The 14,916-nt window shown below is 46.0% G+C and carries 16 protein-coding genes; 7 read left to right on the forward strand and 9 right to left on the reverse strand.

Annotation, left to right across the window (positions count from 1 at the left end; genetic code table 11):
• Positions 1-63: 63 nt before the first annotated feature.
• The 7 genes from nqrF to OCU60_RS13530 form a co-directional block, all read right to left on the reverse strand.
• A complete protein-coding gene (nqrF, locus tag OCU60_RS13500; protein ID WP_074371723.1) occupies positions 64-1,287 on the reverse strand; it encodes an NADH:ubiquinone reductase (Na(+)-transporting) subunit F in 1,224 nt (407 codons plus the stop codon).
• 32 nt (positions 1,288-1,319) lie between these two features.
• Positions 1,320-1,916 carry an NADH:ubiquinone reductase (Na(+)-transporting) subunit E gene (gene nqrE / locus OCU60_RS13505; RefSeq protein ID WP_074371724.1) on the reverse strand — a complete coding sequence of 199 codons (597 nt, stop codon included), beginning with the start codon at positions 1,914-1,916 and terminating at the stop codon, positions 1,320-1,322.
• A gap of 6 nt (positions 1,917-1,922) precedes the next feature.
• The gene (locus tag OCU60_RS13510; RefSeq protein WP_074371725.1) at positions 1,923-2,555 is read right to left on the reverse strand and encodes an NADH:ubiquinone reductase (Na(+)-transporting) subunit D; all 633 of its coding nucleotides are present in this window, start codon (positions 2,553-2,555) and stop codon (positions 1,923-1,925) included.
• Positions 2,555-3,340 (reverse strand): Na(+)-translocating NADH-quinone reductase subunit C, encoded by a 786-nt coding sequence (locus OCU60_RS13515; RefSeq protein ID WP_074371726.1) that lies wholly within the window; start codon positions 3,338-3,340, stop codon positions 2,555-2,557. Before OCU60_RS13515 ends, OCU60_RS13510 begins: the two co-directional genes overlap by 1 nt.
• Positions 3,327-4,577, reverse strand: coding sequence for an NADH:ubiquinone reductase (Na(+)-transporting) subunit B (locus OCU60_RS13520; protein ID WP_074371727.1), 1,251 nt, complete (start codon positions 4,575-4,577; stop codon positions 3,327-3,329). The genes OCU60_RS13515 and OCU60_RS13520 overlap by 14 nt, the downstream gene beginning before the upstream one ends.
• Positions 4,578-4,582: 5 nt before the next feature.
• Positions 4,583-5,923, reverse strand: a complete 1,341-nt coding sequence (locus tag OCU60_RS13525) for a Na(+)-translocating NADH-quinone reductase subunit A (protein WP_074371728.1) — start codon at positions 5,921-5,923, stop codon at positions 4,583-4,585.
• A 464-nt stretch (positions 5,924-6,387) separates the two neighbouring features.
• Positions 6,388-6,702, reverse strand: a complete 315-nt coding sequence (locus OCU60_RS13530; RefSeq protein ID WP_074371729.1) for a BolA family protein — start codon at positions 6,700-6,702, stop codon at positions 6,388-6,390.
• A 183-nt stretch (positions 6,703-6,885) separates the two neighbouring features.
• Between OCU60_RS13530 and OCU60_RS13535 the strand changes: the two genes are divergently transcribed.
• The 7 genes from OCU60_RS13535 to csdA all read left to right on the forward strand — a co-directional run bounded on the left by OCU60_RS13535 (position 6,886) and on the right by csdA (position 13,555).
• A complete protein-coding gene (locus tag OCU60_RS13535; RefSeq protein WP_074371730.1) occupies positions 6,886-8,022 on the forward strand; it encodes a methyltransferase in 1,137 nt (378 codons plus the stop codon).
• A gap of 205 nt (positions 8,023-8,227) precedes the next feature.
• Positions 8,228-8,797: a YajG family lipoprotein gene (locus OCU60_RS13540; protein ID WP_074371731.1), complete on the forward strand. Its 570-nt coding sequence runs from the start codon at positions 8,228-8,230 to the stop codon at positions 8,795-8,797.
• On the forward strand, positions 8,797-9,396 hold the full coding sequence (locus OCU60_RS13545) for a peptidylprolyl isomerase (protein ID WP_074371732.1): 600 nt from the start codon (positions 8,797-8,799) through the stop codon (positions 9,394-9,396). The genes OCU60_RS13540 and OCU60_RS13545 overlap by 1 nt, the downstream gene beginning before the upstream one ends.
• A gap of 11 nt (positions 9,397-9,407) precedes the next feature.
• Positions 9,408-10,775, forward strand: a complete 1,368-nt coding sequence (locus tag OCU60_RS13550) for an AmpG family muropeptide MFS transporter (RefSeq protein ID WP_390903473.1) — start codon at positions 9,408-9,410, stop codon at positions 10,773-10,775.
• A 75-nt stretch (positions 10,776-10,850) separates the two neighbouring features.
• Positions 10,851-11,741 carry a 2-dehydropantoate 2-reductase gene (gene panE / locus OCU60_RS13555; RefSeq protein ID WP_074371734.1) on the forward strand — a complete coding sequence of 297 codons (891 nt, stop codon included), beginning with the start codon at positions 10,851-10,853 and terminating at the stop codon, positions 11,739-11,741.
• Positions 11,738-12,337 carry a DJ-1 family glyoxalase III gene (locus tag OCU60_RS13560; RefSeq protein ID WP_074371735.1) on the forward strand — a complete coding sequence of 200 codons (600 nt, stop codon included), beginning with the start codon at positions 11,738-11,740 and terminating at the stop codon, positions 12,335-12,337. Before panE ends, OCU60_RS13560 begins: the two co-directional genes overlap by 4 nt.
• A gap of 15 nt (positions 12,338-12,352) precedes the next feature.
• Positions 12,353-13,555, forward strand: a complete 1,203-nt coding sequence (gene csdA / locus OCU60_RS13565) for a cysteine desulfurase CsdA (protein WP_074371736.1) — start codon at positions 12,353-12,355, stop codon at positions 13,553-13,555.
• A gap of 32 nt (positions 13,556-13,587) precedes the next feature.
• Here csdA and csdE read toward each other — a convergent pair whose 3' ends face one another.
• Together csdE and tcdA are read right to left on the reverse strand one after the other, a co-directional pair.
• Positions 13,588-14,019, reverse strand: a complete 432-nt coding sequence (csdE, locus tag OCU60_RS13570) for a cysteine desulfurase sulfur acceptor subunit CsdE (RefSeq protein ID WP_074371737.1) — start codon at positions 14,017-14,019, stop codon at positions 13,588-13,590.
• Positions 14,020-14,035: 16 nt separating this feature from the next.
• Complete coding sequence (gene tcdA / locus OCU60_RS13575) at positions 14,036-14,845, reverse strand: tRNA cyclic N6-threonylcarbamoyladenosine(37) synthase TcdA (RefSeq protein ID WP_074371738.1); 810 nt, start codon at positions 14,843-14,845, stop codon at positions 14,036-14,038.
• Positions 14,846-14,916: the final 71 nt, after the last annotated feature.

A 14,916-nucleotide genomic window follows, 5' to 3' on the forward strand; every position in this document is an offset into this window, starting at 1 on the left:
ATTTGGATAAAACAATGGCTGACTTTACAGTCAGCCATATCATACAGGGAATGAAATGACAGCTTAACCGCCAAAGTCATCAAGAAGAATATTCTCTTCTTCGACACCCAGCTCTGTCAACATGTTAATGACAGCTGCATTCATCACTGGTGGTCCACACATGTAGTATTCACAGTCTTCCGGTGCTTCATGCTCCTTCAGATAGTTCTCATACAGAACGTTGTGAATAAAGCCAGTATAACCATCCCAATTATCTTCTGGTAATGGATCTGACAGAGCACAGAACCACTTAAAGTTCTCGTTCTCTTCTTGTAAAGCATCAAAATCTTCTACATAGAACATTTCACGCTTCGAACGTGCACCATACCAGAAACTGATCTTACGCTGAGACTTCAAACGTTTCAGCTGATCAAAGATATGTGAACGCATTGGTGCCATACCTGCACCACCACCGATAAAGACCATTTCAGCATCGGTATCTTTGGCAAAGAACTCACCAAACGGACCAGAAATTGTGACCTTATCTCCCTCTTTCAGAGACCAGATATAAGATGACATTTGACCTGGCGGCACATTTGGATTATTCGGTGGCGGAGTTGCAACCCGAACATTCAGCATAATAATGCCAAATTCTTCAGGATAGTTTGCCATCGAATATGCCCGAATGATGTCTTCGTCAACTTTCGACTCATAACGGAACAGATTAAATTTTTCCCAGTCAGAGCGATACTCTTCAGGAACATCAAAATCTGAGTACTTAATATGGTGCGCTGGCGCTTCGATCTGGATATATCCACCCGCACGGAACGGTACAGACTCACCATCAGGGATTTGTAACTTAAGCTCTTTAATGAAAGTCGCTTTGCTATCATTAGAGATAACAGTACAGTCCCACTTCTTCACCCCAAAAATTTCTTCCGGCAATTCAACTTCCATATCTGCTTTTACGGAAACCTGACATGCCAGACGCTCACCTTCACGAGCTTCACCTTTGGAAATATGGCTTAATTCTGTAGGAAGAATATCGCCACCACCCGCTTTAACTTTTACTTTGCACTGACCACAAGAGCCACCACCACCACAAGCGGATGATACGAAAATACCCGATCCCGCCAGTGCGCCCAGAAGTTTACCACCAGGGCTCGTGACGATCGCTTTCTCAGCATCGCCATTAATTAGAATCGTAATGTCACCTGTTGGAACTAGCTTAGATTTGGCGAACAAAATCACCAAAACTAAAACCAGTACAATCAGAGTAAACATCACTACACCAAGAATAATGTCCATTGACTATTCCTTATTGCTGCGGTTTACCCGACTTACAGTTGAACACCAGAGAATGACATAAAACCTAACGCCATCAGACCGACCGTGATAAACGTGATACCAAGACCACGTAACCCGGGAGGGACGTCAGAATATTTCATTTTCTCACGGATACCTGCAAGCGCGACGATCGCAAGCATCCAACCAGCACCGGAGCCAAAGCCATAAACAATTGACTCAACAAAATCATATTCGCGTTGTACCATAAACGATACACCACCAAAGATCGCACAGTTCACCGTAATGAGCGGTAAGAAAATCCCCAGTGCGTTATATAAAGGTGGGAAGAAACGGTCAAGCACCATTTCCAGAATCTGTACTAACGCCGCGATTACCCCGATGAAAGTGATAAAGTTCAAGAAAGTCAGGTCAATACCATCAACCAGTGCATTTTCTTTCAAAACGAGGTTATAAACCAAGTTATTGACTGGCACAGAAATGGTTAACACAACCGTAACGGCAATTCCCAAGCCAAATGCTGTTTTGACTTGTTTTGAAACAGCCAAAAACGTACACATCCCCAGAAAGAAAGCCAGCGCCATGTTTTCCAGGAAAATGGATCGTACGAGTAAACTAATATAATGTTCCATTGTTCCTTACTCCTTCGCTTCCACTTGCTCTGGTTTGAATACACGGATGCCCCAAATCAAGAAGCCAATCAAGAAGAATGCAGATGGTGCAAGTAGCATCAAACCGTTTGGCTGATACCAACCACCATTATTCACTAATGGCAGAACTTCCATCCCAAAGATTTTACCCGAGCCAAATAACTCACGGAAGAAACCAACACTGATCAGGACAAAACCATAACCCAGACCATTTGCAATTCCGTCAATTAAAGAAGGAATTGGGGCTTCTTTCATCGCAAATGCTTCAGCTCGTCCCATAACAATACAGTTCGTGATGATCAAGCCAACAAAAACTGAAAGTTGTTTGGAAATCTCATAAAGATATGCTTTCAGAACCTGGTCAACCACGATTACCAACGAAGCAATAATTGCCATCTGGACAATAATACGCACACTGTTAGGGATGTGGTTACGAATCAATGAAACGAAAAAGTTAGAAAGCGCGGTTACAAACATGACCGCCACCGTCATAACAAATGCTGTTTCAAGCTTCGTTGTGACCGCTAGTGCGGAACATACGCCAAGAACCTGCAATGCAATCGGGTTGTTGTCTAACACCGGTCCTAACAGACTCTTTTTCAGATCTTTCACAGTAGACATTAGTTCAGACCTCCGTCACGGACTTTTGCCAAGAATGGACCAAAGCCCTTATCACCCAGCCAGAAGTCAAATTGATGCTGGACGCCCATACTAGTCAGAGTTGCACCTGACAGTGCATCAACGCCATGTATCGATCCTGCAGGTGCACCACCTTTGACGATCTTAATTGCTGGTTTATGATTTTCATCATAAAGCTTTTTACCAACAAACTGTGCACGCCAGTTTGGGTTTTCCACTTCACCACCGAGCCCAGGAGTTTCACCTTGCTCATAGTAAACAATGCCATCAATTGTATTACCATCTGTCTCTACTGCAACAAAGGCATACATCATTGACCATAGTCCTTTACCATGAATTGGCAGGATCAAACGCTGAATTTTACCACCCTGCTTCACAAGATAGACCAAACCATAATCAGCTCTATAGCGAATTTGCGCTGGATCTTCAGATGTAGGCAGTTTCAGAGATTGTGATACCTCTTTTGAAGCCGCACGCTGATCATAGTCAGACGCGGTTTGCCCCTCAGGAGTCTTCTCAACAAATTCACCGGTTTTAAAATTCACCAGTTTCGGTTCGATATATTGCGTATAAAGTTCTTTTATACTACCGGATGACGTATCGACACCGGAAACTTCCAGAATCTTTTCCTGCTTATCCAAAACTGCATTGATTTGTTGCTTACTACGCAACCCTACAGCTGCCGTTGAAACGATGATTGAGCACACTAAGCTCAATACGATAACAACAAACAACGTTTTCTTAATGCTATCGTTATTGTTTGCCATAGCGCGCTAATCTCCGTTTGACATTCTTTTCAACGACAATATGGTCGAATAATGGTGCAAAAAGATTCGAGAACAGAATCGCCAGCATCATTCCTTCCGGATAAGCTGGGTTTACAACACGAATCAAAACACACATTGCCCCAATCAACATTCCATAAGCCCATTTACCTTTATCGGTAAACGATGCTGAAACGGGATCGGTCGCCATAAAGAACATACCAAAAGCAAATCCACCAAGAACAAGGTGCCAATGCCAAGGCATATTAAACATTGCGTTGGTATCTGAGCCAATAACATTGAACAGGGTTGAAAGCGCAATCATACCGACCATCACACCACCGATGATTCGCCATGAAGCAATTCCCATGTACACGATAAAAGCAGCACCAATAGCAAGCGCTAAGGTAGACACTTCACCAATTGAGCCTGGAATATTGCCGAGGAATGCATCCATCCAAGAGATAGTCGCACCTGTGACATTATTAACCAATGCACTATGTCCACCTTGAGACCACTGACTCAGTGCCGTTGCACCAGAGAAACCATCGGCAGCAGTCCAAACTACATCACCGGAGATCTGAGCAGGATAAGCAAAGAACAGGAATGCACGGCCGGCCAATGCTGGATTGAGGAAGTTACGCCCCGTTCCACCGAACACCTCTTTACCAACAACAACACCAAAGGTGATCCCTAACGCGGCCTGCCACAAAGGCATGGTTGGCGGAACAATCAGTGCAAACAGAATTGACGTCACAAAGAAACCTTCGTTGACTTCATGTTTCCGCACAATACAGAACAAGACTTCCCAGAAACCGCCGACAATAAAGACGGTCAGGTAAATCGGAAGAAAATATGTCGCACCAAGCAACATCTTACTGCCCCAACCAGCCGTATCGGCCATTAGGGTGCCACCCAATAGTTCGGTAAACCAGTAATGCCAGTTGCCATCAATCACACTGAGCAGTTGTTGCCCCTGATAGAGGTGATTCAATGCAGCAATTGCCTGACCGCCAGCGTTATACATTCCCCAGAACATTGCAGGGAAAACAGCTAACCAAACCATGATCATAATGCGCTTTAAATCGACGCTATCACGAACATGTGAGCTTTTTCTCGTCACCGTGCCTGGTGTATAGAAAATTGTCGCAGCCGCTTCATACAGCGAATACAATTTCTCATACTTGGCACCCGGTTCAAAGTGATGCTCGATGTCTTCAAAAAACTTTTTAAGACCCATGGAAATTACCCTTCCTTCTCAATCTTGTCGAGACACTCACGGAGTAACATGCCGTACTCGTATTTGCCTGGACACACAAAGGTACACAGTGAGAGATCTTCTTCATCGAGCTCTAAAATGCCGAGACGCTGAGCACTGTCAGTATCACCAGCACAGATATCGCGAAGGAGCAATGTTGGTTCCATATCAAGTGGCATTATTTTTTCATAATTGCCGATTGGAACCATCGCACGCTCACTACCATTTGTGGAGGTTGTCATATTGAAAAGCTGGCCTTGGAAAAGGTGTCCAAGGTACGAACGTGTGACGGAGAATTTATGTTTACCGGGAACTAACCAGCCAAACAGTTCTTTCTCACGCCCTTCTCGAAGCACTGAGACTTGGAGATGATAACGACCAAGATAAGCATGAGGACCACTGGCTTTCACTCCGGAAAGGACTGAACCAGAAACCACACGGACTTCTCCGGGCATAATTTCGTTATCGATCAATTCGTCTAAACTAGCTCCAATCATCGTACGAACCAGACGTGGTTTATTTACAACCGGTCCGGCCAGAGACACAACACGATCAACGTATAACTCTCCGGTCAAGAATAAATGACCGATAGCAATAACGTCCTGATAGTTGATACTCCAAGCTACATGGTTGAGATCCACAGGATAGAGGAAATGCATGTGTGTTCCGGGCAATCCAGCTGGATGCGGCCCTTCAAACACATGCTCTTCCACATTCGGTTGAGCCGAACGAGGTAAGCTCTTTCCTTGTTTACAAACGTAGACTTTACCTTCTGTCAAAACAGATAAAACGTCTAAACCTGCAACGAAAGCATCTGATTGTTCATTAATAATCAGTTGTGGATCAGCAGCCAAAGGATTGGTATCTATTGCCGTAACAAAGATAGCCTTGGTTGCAGAATCGATAGCAGGAACCTTGCTAAAGGGACGAGTACGTAACGCAGTCCACATACCGGAATCAACCAGCTGTGTTCTAACTTGCTCGCGTTCCAAGCTTGCAAGTTGACTCGCGTCAAACTTATCGAATGTCTCCTGTGCATCACCAGCAACTTCAATCACGACAGATTGAAGCACCCGTTTTGCACCACGGTTCACTTCGATAACTTTACCGCAGACCGGTGAAGTAAATTTAACCCCCGGATTCTTCTTATCTTCAAAAAGAATTTGAGCTTTCTTTACTTCATCACCTACGCGGACATGCATCGTAGGACGCATACCAACGTACTCTTCGCCAAGCAAGGCGACTTTGCTGATGGTTTTACCATCACTTATCACCTGGGAAGGAGTTCCAGCAATAGGAAGATCCAATCCCTTCTTTATTGTAATCATACGCACTTGCACTATTTTATCGGGAAAAAGATTCTTTAAAATTCTGTAAATAATTAATTGGCTTTGTTTAGTTATTCAGATCGGGGACAAACGCCGAGAAAACTAAATGAGCCCTAGACACGACACTGGTATCCAGCCTTGATTTTTTTGCAACAAGGTCGTAAACCCTATTTAAAACACGTCTCTCACTCATGTGAGGCATATTATCAGACACGAGAGTGTACCATCTTTTAGGCATTTGATGCCATGATCTAGGCTGCTTTTCTTTCTTCATTAGGGTGCAATATAATGCAAGAAATTATCATAATTTTGACGAATAGCACACTTATCTCAAGTCGTTTCAAAGATGTATATATTTAGTAAACATCTTGTTTAATCAAATAGATAGATGGATTAAAAGCACAAACGGCTATCACAGAGACAATCATACCTCATAACTGTCAATCCACTCAGTTCGCCACCACTCAGCTCTCTTTATGACCGCCGCCATGACACATCGGGCTATCAGGCACCTGAGTATTTTGTCGCCACTGTTCTGGAGTATAGGTATAAATCGACAACGCATGAACCTGACCTGCTAATTCATCAGCTAAAACCTGATTCACAGCTCGGTGCTGTTCAATTAAACGCTGTCCATCAAACGAGGGACTGACAATCACAACTTTGAAATGGCTTTCAGATCCAGCTGGCACATTATGCATGTAACTCTCATTAAGCACTTGCAGGTGCTCGGGCTGGAATGCCTGATGTAACTTCGCTTCAATAATTTCTTGTATCATGTACTTTCTCTCTCCGAGATCACCGGAAAAACGTGTTGAGCACAGATAAAAATACTCCGGTGAACCTGTGGCGACATATATTACTACTCTCTGACGTTCAGAAAAAGGTTTCAGTTTCTTGTTTGTGCTGCATTTGCGACAATAATCGACAATTTAATAAACCGACACGCCTAATTGAAAACAATGAAGACAGAATTATCATTAAACGAACGAACGCTGACATTGCACCGCTACCCTGAGCAGCATTATGAAAATTTGCAGGCATGGGATGCCGGAGACGAATACCTCATTCGTCATGTTGAGGCCATGACGTTATCTCCGGGCAAGCATATCTTGATTCTGAATGATCATTTTGGCGCACTGTCATGTTGGTTTGCCCGGGATCATCAAGTCACCCTGATGAGCGATTCATACCTCTCCCATCAAGGGGTGCAACAAAATTTGACCCGCAACGGTGATCATGCGATCAGCTGCCTGACAACAATCGCAGATCTGCCTACCGATATTGATTTGGTTTTATTTCAGTTACCCAAGAATAATCGCCACCTCATCTGGCAACTCAGTCAACTCCGCACCTATCTACCTAAAACCTGTCCAGTGATTGCGGTCAACAAGGCGAAAGATATCCATACCTCAACATTGCAACTGTTTGAACAATATCTAGGTACCACGCAGACGTCACTCGCTTGGAAAAAACATCGCTTAGTGTTTGCCAGTGCGGATGCGCCCCTTCAGTCGGTATCCCCAGAGCTGATCTGGGACGCAGAAATTGATCATCAATCGGTTCGGTTAGTCAATCTGCCCAATGTCTTCTCCGGAGAAAGTCTTGATTTGGGAGCGCGTTTTTTCCTTTGCCACATTCCAGAAAAACCAAATTGCAAGCACATTATCGATTTAGGATGCGGTAACGGCGTTCTCTCTATCAAAGCAGGACAACGAAACCCGCACGCAGCTTTAACCTGTATCGATGAAAGCTTCATGGCCGTCGAATCAGCCCGAAGAAATTTAAACTATCACTTCGGCAACCGCGCAAATATGCAGTGTATCGCGAATAATTGTCTCGATGGTTTGGCCCCCGCATCCGCTGATTTGATTTTATGCAACCCACCTTTTCACCAGCAGAATACCATCACTGACCACATTGCCTGGCAGATGTTCTGTGATGCAAAGCATGTTCTGGAAAAGAGAGGTGAATTATTAGTGATCGGTAACCGTCACCTCGGCTACGATGGAAAACTCACGAAAATATTTGGAAAATCTAACGTAAAAACTGTCGCGATGAACAAAAAATTTGTTATCTTACAGGCAACTAAACCGTGAGCAGCTAAACTTCTGACCATGGGAGTCGGAGAACTGAAGCACGAAGGATAAACGCTGAAATTTAGGTGTTTATCACGCCACTTCTCAATGTCGGCTCACACACGAATCGTATGACGTTTTTACACAAACCTAGAGTTCCATACAGACTTGGTTTTCCATACATATCTGTTAATGTGATTACTCGATTTTGAACAAGGAACCACTCATGAAAAAACTGGTTATTGCAGCGACTGTCGCACTGCTTGCCGCCTGTTCAGGCCCACAGCAGCAACAAATCAACTTTGCCCCTCAACCGGCCCTCAGCCAGAGTGATATTGTGAAAGGAAAATCTTTTACCCTGATGAGTAAAGATGTCAGAACCTCTCAATATGTTGCGTTAGTTGATAGCGGCCGTGCACATATCGAACCGGTTCATGCGCGCCAGAATGTGCGGATCGCGATTGAGAATGCATTGTCACAACAATTCTCTTCTCAAGGTTTTACAACCAGCGTCAATAGCGAAAACTCAATGACGGTAGAGATCCAAGAAGCACTCGTTTCAGTGAAGCATTCGATGATGGAAAGTGAAATGAACGCAAGTGTTGTGCTTGAAATCACGGCTGAAACGCCAACCGGAAAATTAGTAAAAACTTACCATGGTACCGCAAAGAAAACGTCAACATTTAGTGCATCGAATGATGATATCGAGATGGTCTTTAATGATGTCGTGAATAATGTTCTGAAAAAGATTGCCCAAGATGACGAGCTGAAAAACTATATGCGGGAGCACTTTTAATGCGTCGGTATCGCTTCTCAGCCATACTGGCCTGTTGCTTTTTTTCACTGTTTAGCCTCGGCGCGTCAGCATCCCCCAGTGTGGCATTTGAAACCACACTGGGTTCGTTTACAGTCGAATTGAACAGCGCACAAGCACCGGTCACAGTCAAAAACTTCTTGCGTTATGTTGAAAACGGCAGCTATGTCGGCAGTATTTTTCACCGGGTCATTCCCGGCTTCATGGTTCAAGGGGGGGGATTCAGCACCCAAATGGAACGGCTGAAAACTTACCCGCCAATCGCTAACGAAGCCAATAACGGTTTGTCCAATCAAACCGGAACCATTGCAATGGCCAGAACTCAGGATCCAAACTCAGCTACCCGGCAATTTTTTATCAACCTGGTTGATAATGACTTTCTCAATTACGGAAAACGGCCACCGGGTTATGCGGTATTTGGTCGGGTCACGGCAGGGTTTGACGTGATTCAAAAGATTGGTCAGCAAAAAACGGGCGTCCAGAAATATATGAACGATGTCCCCGTAGAACCGATTATTATCACGCGTGTTTTTGTTGTCCCTGAAAAAGACACCACAGCAACGACGTCAACAGCACAATAGAGGTTTATTCGTTGCAAAAATCATCATACACGTGGAAATCCACTGTTCAGAGTTATCTCGATAAACGTTTGGCATGGGTTCTCATGCTTGGATGTTCCAGTGGATTTCCTTGGGTATTAATCGGTTCCAATATGTCCGGCTGGCTAAAAGATGCTGGATTTACCAATACGGATATTGGTTATTTCAGCAGTATTTTTGTCGCCTATTCAGTCAATTTTTTATGGTCCCCTCTCGTAGACCGAATTCATATCCCACTGGTGAGCCGATGGCTCGGGCAACGGCGTAGCTGGATTTTTGTCTGCCAGTGCATCATTTTGTTGTGCACACTGGCAATTGCTTCTTTTTCCAATCCCACCACTCATTTTATGATGACCTACGGGATCGCACTGGTGATCGCATTTGTCTCAGCAACTCAGGATATTGCGATTGATGCGTTTCGGATCGACAGCTTCAATAAAGCCGAAGAATCGAAGCTGCCTCAAGCTTCTGCAATGGCGGTCATCGGTTGGTGGACCGGTTATTCTCTACCGGGTTATCTGGCATTTACCAATGCCGATCAATATGGCTGGAATACGATTTATTTTGGGATGGCTGCCGTCATGGTTGTGCTGATAATATTCACGCTGATGACCAAAGAGCCAGTCACCCACCGAGATCTTTTACAGCAAAAAGCGCAAGCGCGTCACCATCAGTATATTGAATCTCCGGCCCTCCTGTGGCTTTCTGTCACCGTAGTCGAACCGTTTATTGATTTCTTTAAACGGAACGGGATTCGGGTTGCATTAACGATCTTGCTCTTCGTGTTTTTGTTCAAAATTGGCGAAGCGTTTCTGGGCAAAATGTCGATTTCATTTTACCGGGAGGTCGGGTTCACCAATGAGCAAATTGGTTACTACTCGAAAATGATCGGTTGGTGGACAACGATGTTCTTCACGCTGATCGGGAGTATGGTGACAGTCCGATTCGGTATTGTAAAAGGCTTGATGATCGGGGGCATCGCCATGTCAGCCAGCAATCTGATGTTCGCATGGATTGCGCAGACCGGTCCGAATGAACACCTTTTTCTGGCAACCGTCATCGTCGATAACTTTACCACGGCTTTTTCAACCGTCGCATTTGTCTCATTCCTCACCTTAATGACCGGGCAAGCCTTTTCGGCAACGCAATACGCGCTATTAGCGTCTTTAGGCAATGCCGGGCGCACCGTCCTCTCGTCATTCAGTGGCGCGATGGTCGATTATCTGAACAACTGGCCACTATTTTTTGTCCTGACTTCGGTTATGGTTGTCCCGAGTCTGATCATGCTTTATCTACTCCGGCATTACTTTACGGATCTGCTGGAAAAAGCAAAAGCATCCAGAAAACAGGACTGCATTTAAAACAAGATTGCATTTAAATCAGGCTTGATTAGACTCGCTAATCGTTCGGAACAAATCAATGAGCCCCAATAAAGCATGAATATTCTGGTGATTGGCCCGGGAGCGATTGGCTCGCTTTGGGCCATCAAATTACAGCAAGACGGACATCAGGTCGCAGTGTTTGGCAGACAAACCGAGTCTCACTATCAATGTCGGTTCGGTGAACACAGCTACACATTCAGCAACCGTCAGATCAACGATATCAAACACGCTGATCTCATTTTGGTGACCGTTAAAGCCTGGCAGGCCACGTCAGCCCTTGATTCACTCGCCCGTCAGATCGATCCTGACACCATCATGATGCTCATGCACAACGGAATGGGGACTGTTGAGTCAATCCGCACTTTATTACCAACCAATCCAATCGTTCTGGCGACGACGACACATGGCGCTTTCAAGCCAGCGCCGACACAACTCTTCCATACCGGACAAGGTGAAACCTTCATCGGTGCTGCGAATGAGCAAGGTCATCGCTGTCAGTTTCTGTGCGATGTCTTACAACATGCATTCCCTGAGGTTCACTGGCACCCACAGATTGAACACGCCCTATGGCGCAAACTTGCCGTCAATTGTGTGATCAATCCCCTAACCGCCATCCATCAATGCCCGAATGGCAATTTAGCATTCCCCAGATACCAAGCCGTCATCTCTCGTCTGATTGCGGAAGTGGGCGCCGTCATGGCTGCTGAGAACATTCCGGTTCATCTTGAAGAATTAACCACTCATATTGACTGCGTCATCACTGCTACATCGGAAAATAAGTCGTCGATGCATCAAGATGTTTACCACCGGAGAAAAACTGAAATAGACTTTATTACAGGGTATCTGCTCAGCCGTGCGAAAAAACATGGGATTGCAGTCCCAGAAAACGAAGCCTTATATCATCACATCAGGACATTGGAACAACAGTGGGAGTCACTCATATGAGTTATAACATTTTAGTGCCCATAGCGACCGGCAGTGAAGAAATCGAAGCAATCACAATCATTGATGTCATGGTTCGGGCGGGTTATCACGTAGTAACCGCCAGTGCCGATCCGACAGAACAACTGATGATGAAAGCCTCGCGAGGCGTGATGTTAACGGCGGAAACACCGCTGCGGCATGTCATACACCAACCGTTTGATGCCATTGTCCTGCCCGGCGGCCTTGCAGGTGCAGAGAACTTCCGCGACAATCCGCTCCTCATTGAGCAACTCAGACAACAAAAACAAGCCGGTCGTCTGGTTGCTGCGATCTGTGCTGCGCCGGCCATTGTATTCCAGCATCATCACCTGTTCCCGGAAGCACAGCTCACCTGTCACCCGAATTTTCAACAACAGATTCCCGATGCACAGAGAAGCACACAGCGTGTGGTTTACGATCGCTCGGCCAACGTGTTAACCAGTCAGGGGCCCGGAACTGCCTTAGAATTCGCACTGGAAGTGGTTCGTCTGCTCTCCGGAGAACAACACATGTGGCAGGTCGCTGAGCCGATGGTTCCGCCTGCTGAGATTACGCCAGTTCAACCGCTTAATACTTAATGAGTCGTAACCGTCATGACACTTGATATTTCGTCCGTTCGCCAACAGTTTCCGTCGTTAAACGATGCTGCTTATGTCTATCTGGACAGCGCTGCGACCACGCAAAAACCACAATGCGTGATTGACCGATTGTCTCACTACTATCAGCACCAGAATGCCAATGTTCACCGCGGTAGCCATCAGCTCACGGCCGAGGCAACCCAAGCATTCGAACAAGCTCGCTCATTGGTTGCTGACTTTATCGGTGCAGCTTCCGAACAGGAAATTATCTGGACAAGAGGCGCAACAGAATCCTTGAACCTGATTGCTCAGAGTTGGGGAAGAGCGAACTTGAGTGCAGGCGACGAAATTCTGGTGAGTGAAACCGAGCATCACGCGAATATCGTGCCGTGGCAACTAGTCGCGGAACAAACGGGGGCTCGGGTCATCAAGATTCCGATGACGGCACAGGGAGAGTTTGGCTGGGAGGCTTATACACAACGGCTCAATGCCAAAACCAAGCTGGTAGCAGTTGCGCATATGACCAATGTCACCGGCACCCGGCTACCGTTAGAAGCGATTATTCCGCTGGCTCATCAAAACGGGGCTGTCGTCGTCGTGGACGGGGCACAAGGCATTGTTCATGAATCGGTCAATATGGTCGAGATGGACGCCGATTTTTATGTTTTCTCCGGCCATAAACTGTATGCGCCTACCGGCATCGGGGTTTTGTATGGCAAGAAACACCTATTAGATGCCATGCCGCCTTGGCAAGGCGGTGGCAAAATGGTCGAGAAGGTTTCTTTTGAGCAAACCACATTTACCGGATTACCCGGTAAATTTGAAGCGGGGACACCTAACATCGCCGGCGCGATTACGCTGGCTGAAGCGATTCGTTGGTATCAGTCTTTTACAATCGAAGACCGAGAACAACACTTACACCAATTACAACACGCGGCCTATCAGGCTCTAAGTCAGTATGAAGATGTCCGGGTAATAGGATACCAGCCCAACGCCAGTATTCTCAGTTTTGTGGTGGAAGGCGTTCATCATCAGGATGTCGCCACGCTCTTGGACCAACAAGGCATTATTGTCAGAGCGGGTCATCATTGTGCTCATCCTTGTATGGATGCATTGGGCATTCAGGGAACCATTCGTCTGTCTTTCGGGATTTATAACACCATCACAGATGTGCAAAAATTCATTGCCGCATTGGACAAGTGTCTGAGTTTTTTCTAACGAGACAGAGCTCGGAACGCGCTGCCTGTCTGTCAGTGCTGACTCAGTATCTGGATTTGCCGGACGATAGCACGGAGGCCGTTGCCCCGGGATGGGCTGAGATGATTCAACAAGCCTAAACGGGAAAAATAGTCTTCAATAGGGAAAGCCGCAATCGCATCACGCGTTTTCCCTTGGTAAGCCGCCATCACAATCGCAATCAATCCGCGGACAATTCTGGCATCGGAATCCGCACAAAAGAACCACTGGTCCTGTTCAGATTCAGCCACCAGCCAGACCTGACTCTCACAACCCGAGACCTGAATACGTTCAGATTTCAAGTCCTCCGGCATCGCGGGTAACCGTTTTCCCCACTGAATCACCTGACGATATTTATCTTCCCAGCCGTGAAGGTTTGCCATGATTTGCTGCACATCATCAGCAGTGATTTCACGACCAAATGGCGACAACGGTAAATTAGGCATCACATTTCCCCTTCCATCACTGTTGATATTTGCGGATCAGTTTTTCGACGATTTTAGCGGCTGCCACAAAGCCGAAGCTTGCAGTAACCATGGTTGCGGCACCAAACCCCGTGGCACAATCCATCCGCTTCGGACCTTCGGCTGTCGATTTCATCGCACAAACCGAACCATCAGCCTGCGGATATTTTAATTGTTCTGTTGAGAAGACACATTCAATACCAAACTTCCGTGCCGGGTTTTTCGGAAAATGATAATCTCGCCGTAAACGATCTTTCAGTTTCTTCGCCAGTGGATCCTGAATGGTCCGGGTCAAATCCGCGACCTGTATCTGGGTCGGATCGACTTGCCCGCCGGCGCCGCCAACCGTAATCACTTTGATCTTATTGCGTCGACAATAAGCTAATAAGGCGGCTTTTGCTTTGAGGCTATCAATTGCATCCAGCACATAATCAAATTCAGGTTTCAGATACAAATGCTGATTGTCAGGAGAGATGAAATCATCAATCAAATTGACGCGACACTCGGGATTAATCAACCGGATCCGCTCCGCCATCACTTCGATTTTGCTTTGACCAACCGTCCCTTGCATTGCATGGATCTGACGATTCACATTGGTCACGCATACATCATCCATGTCGATTAAAGTCAGTTCACCTATACCGGTTCTGGCCAACGCTTCTGCGCCCCACGAACCAACGCCACCCAGACCAATGACACAGACATGTGCCGCACGGAGAATCTCAACCGCATCATGACCATAAAGACGGCGGGTTCCGCCAAAACGCTGGTTGTAATCATCAGAAGCCAGCGTATCTAATTCACGCATTACATTCCCCAAAGTCAAAACTATTTTGCCAAAGCATCTTGAAAAAGAAAGAGTGCGATTTATACGCACTC

Source organism: Vibrio spartinae (genome assembly GCF_024347135.1).
Taxonomy (GTDB): Bacteria; Pseudomonadota; Gammaproteobacteria; order Enterobacterales; family Vibrionaceae; genus Vibrio; species Vibrio spartinae.

Coding starts and splice junctions, on each gene's coding strand:
- nqrF (WP_074371723.1), bottom strand. CDS start 1,287: ATGGACATTATTCTTGGTGTAGTGATGTTTACTCTGATTGTACTGGTT.
- nqrE (WP_074371724.1), bottom strand. CDS start 1,916: ATGGAACATTATATTAGTTTACTCGTACGATCCATTTTCCTGGAAAAC.
- OCU60_RS13510 (WP_074371725.1), bottom strand. CDS start 2,555: ATGTCTACTGTGAAAGATCTGAAAAAGAGTCTGTTAGGACCGGTGTTA.
- OCU60_RS13515 (WP_074371726.1), bottom strand. CDS start 3,340: ATGGCAAACAATAACGATAGCATTAAGAAAACGTTGTTTGTTGTTATC.
- OCU60_RS13520 (WP_074371727.1), bottom strand. CDS start 4,577: ATGGGTCTTAAAAAGTTTTTTGAAGACATCGAGCATCACTTTGAACCG.
- OCU60_RS13525 (WP_074371728.1), bottom strand. CDS start 5,923: ATGATTACAATAAAGAAGGGATTGGATCTTCCTATTGCTGGAACTCCT.
- OCU60_RS13530 (WP_074371729.1), bottom strand. CDS start 6,702: ATGATACAAGAAATTATTGAAGCGAAGTTACATCAGGCATTCCAGCCC.
- OCU60_RS13535 (WP_074371730.1), top strand. CDS start 6,886: ATGAAGACAGAATTATCATTAAACGAACGAACGCTGACATTGCACCGC.
- OCU60_RS13540 (WP_074371731.1), top strand. CDS start 8,228: ATGAAAAAACTGGTTATTGCAGCGACTGTCGCACTGCTTGCCGCCTGT.
- OCU60_RS13545 (WP_074371732.1), top strand. CDS start 8,797: ATGCGTCGGTATCGCTTCTCAGCCATACTGGCCTGTTGCTTTTTTTCA.
- panE (WP_074371734.1), top strand. CDS start 10,851: ATGAATATTCTGGTGATTGGCCCGGGAGCGATTGGCTCGCTTTGGGCC.
- OCU60_RS13560 (WP_074371735.1), top strand. CDS start 11,738: ATGAGTTATAACATTTTAGTGCCCATAGCGACCGGCAGTGAAGAAATC.
- csdA (WP_074371736.1), top strand. CDS start 12,353: ATGACACTTGATATTTCGTCCGTTCGCCAACAGTTTCCGTCGTTAAAC.
- csdE (WP_074371737.1), bottom strand. CDS start 14,019: ATGCCTAATTTACCGTTGTCGCCATTTGGTCGTGAAATCACTGCTGAT.
- tcdA (WP_074371738.1), bottom strand. CDS start 14,845: ATGCGTGAATTAGATACGCTGGCTTCTGATGATTACAACCAGCGTTTT.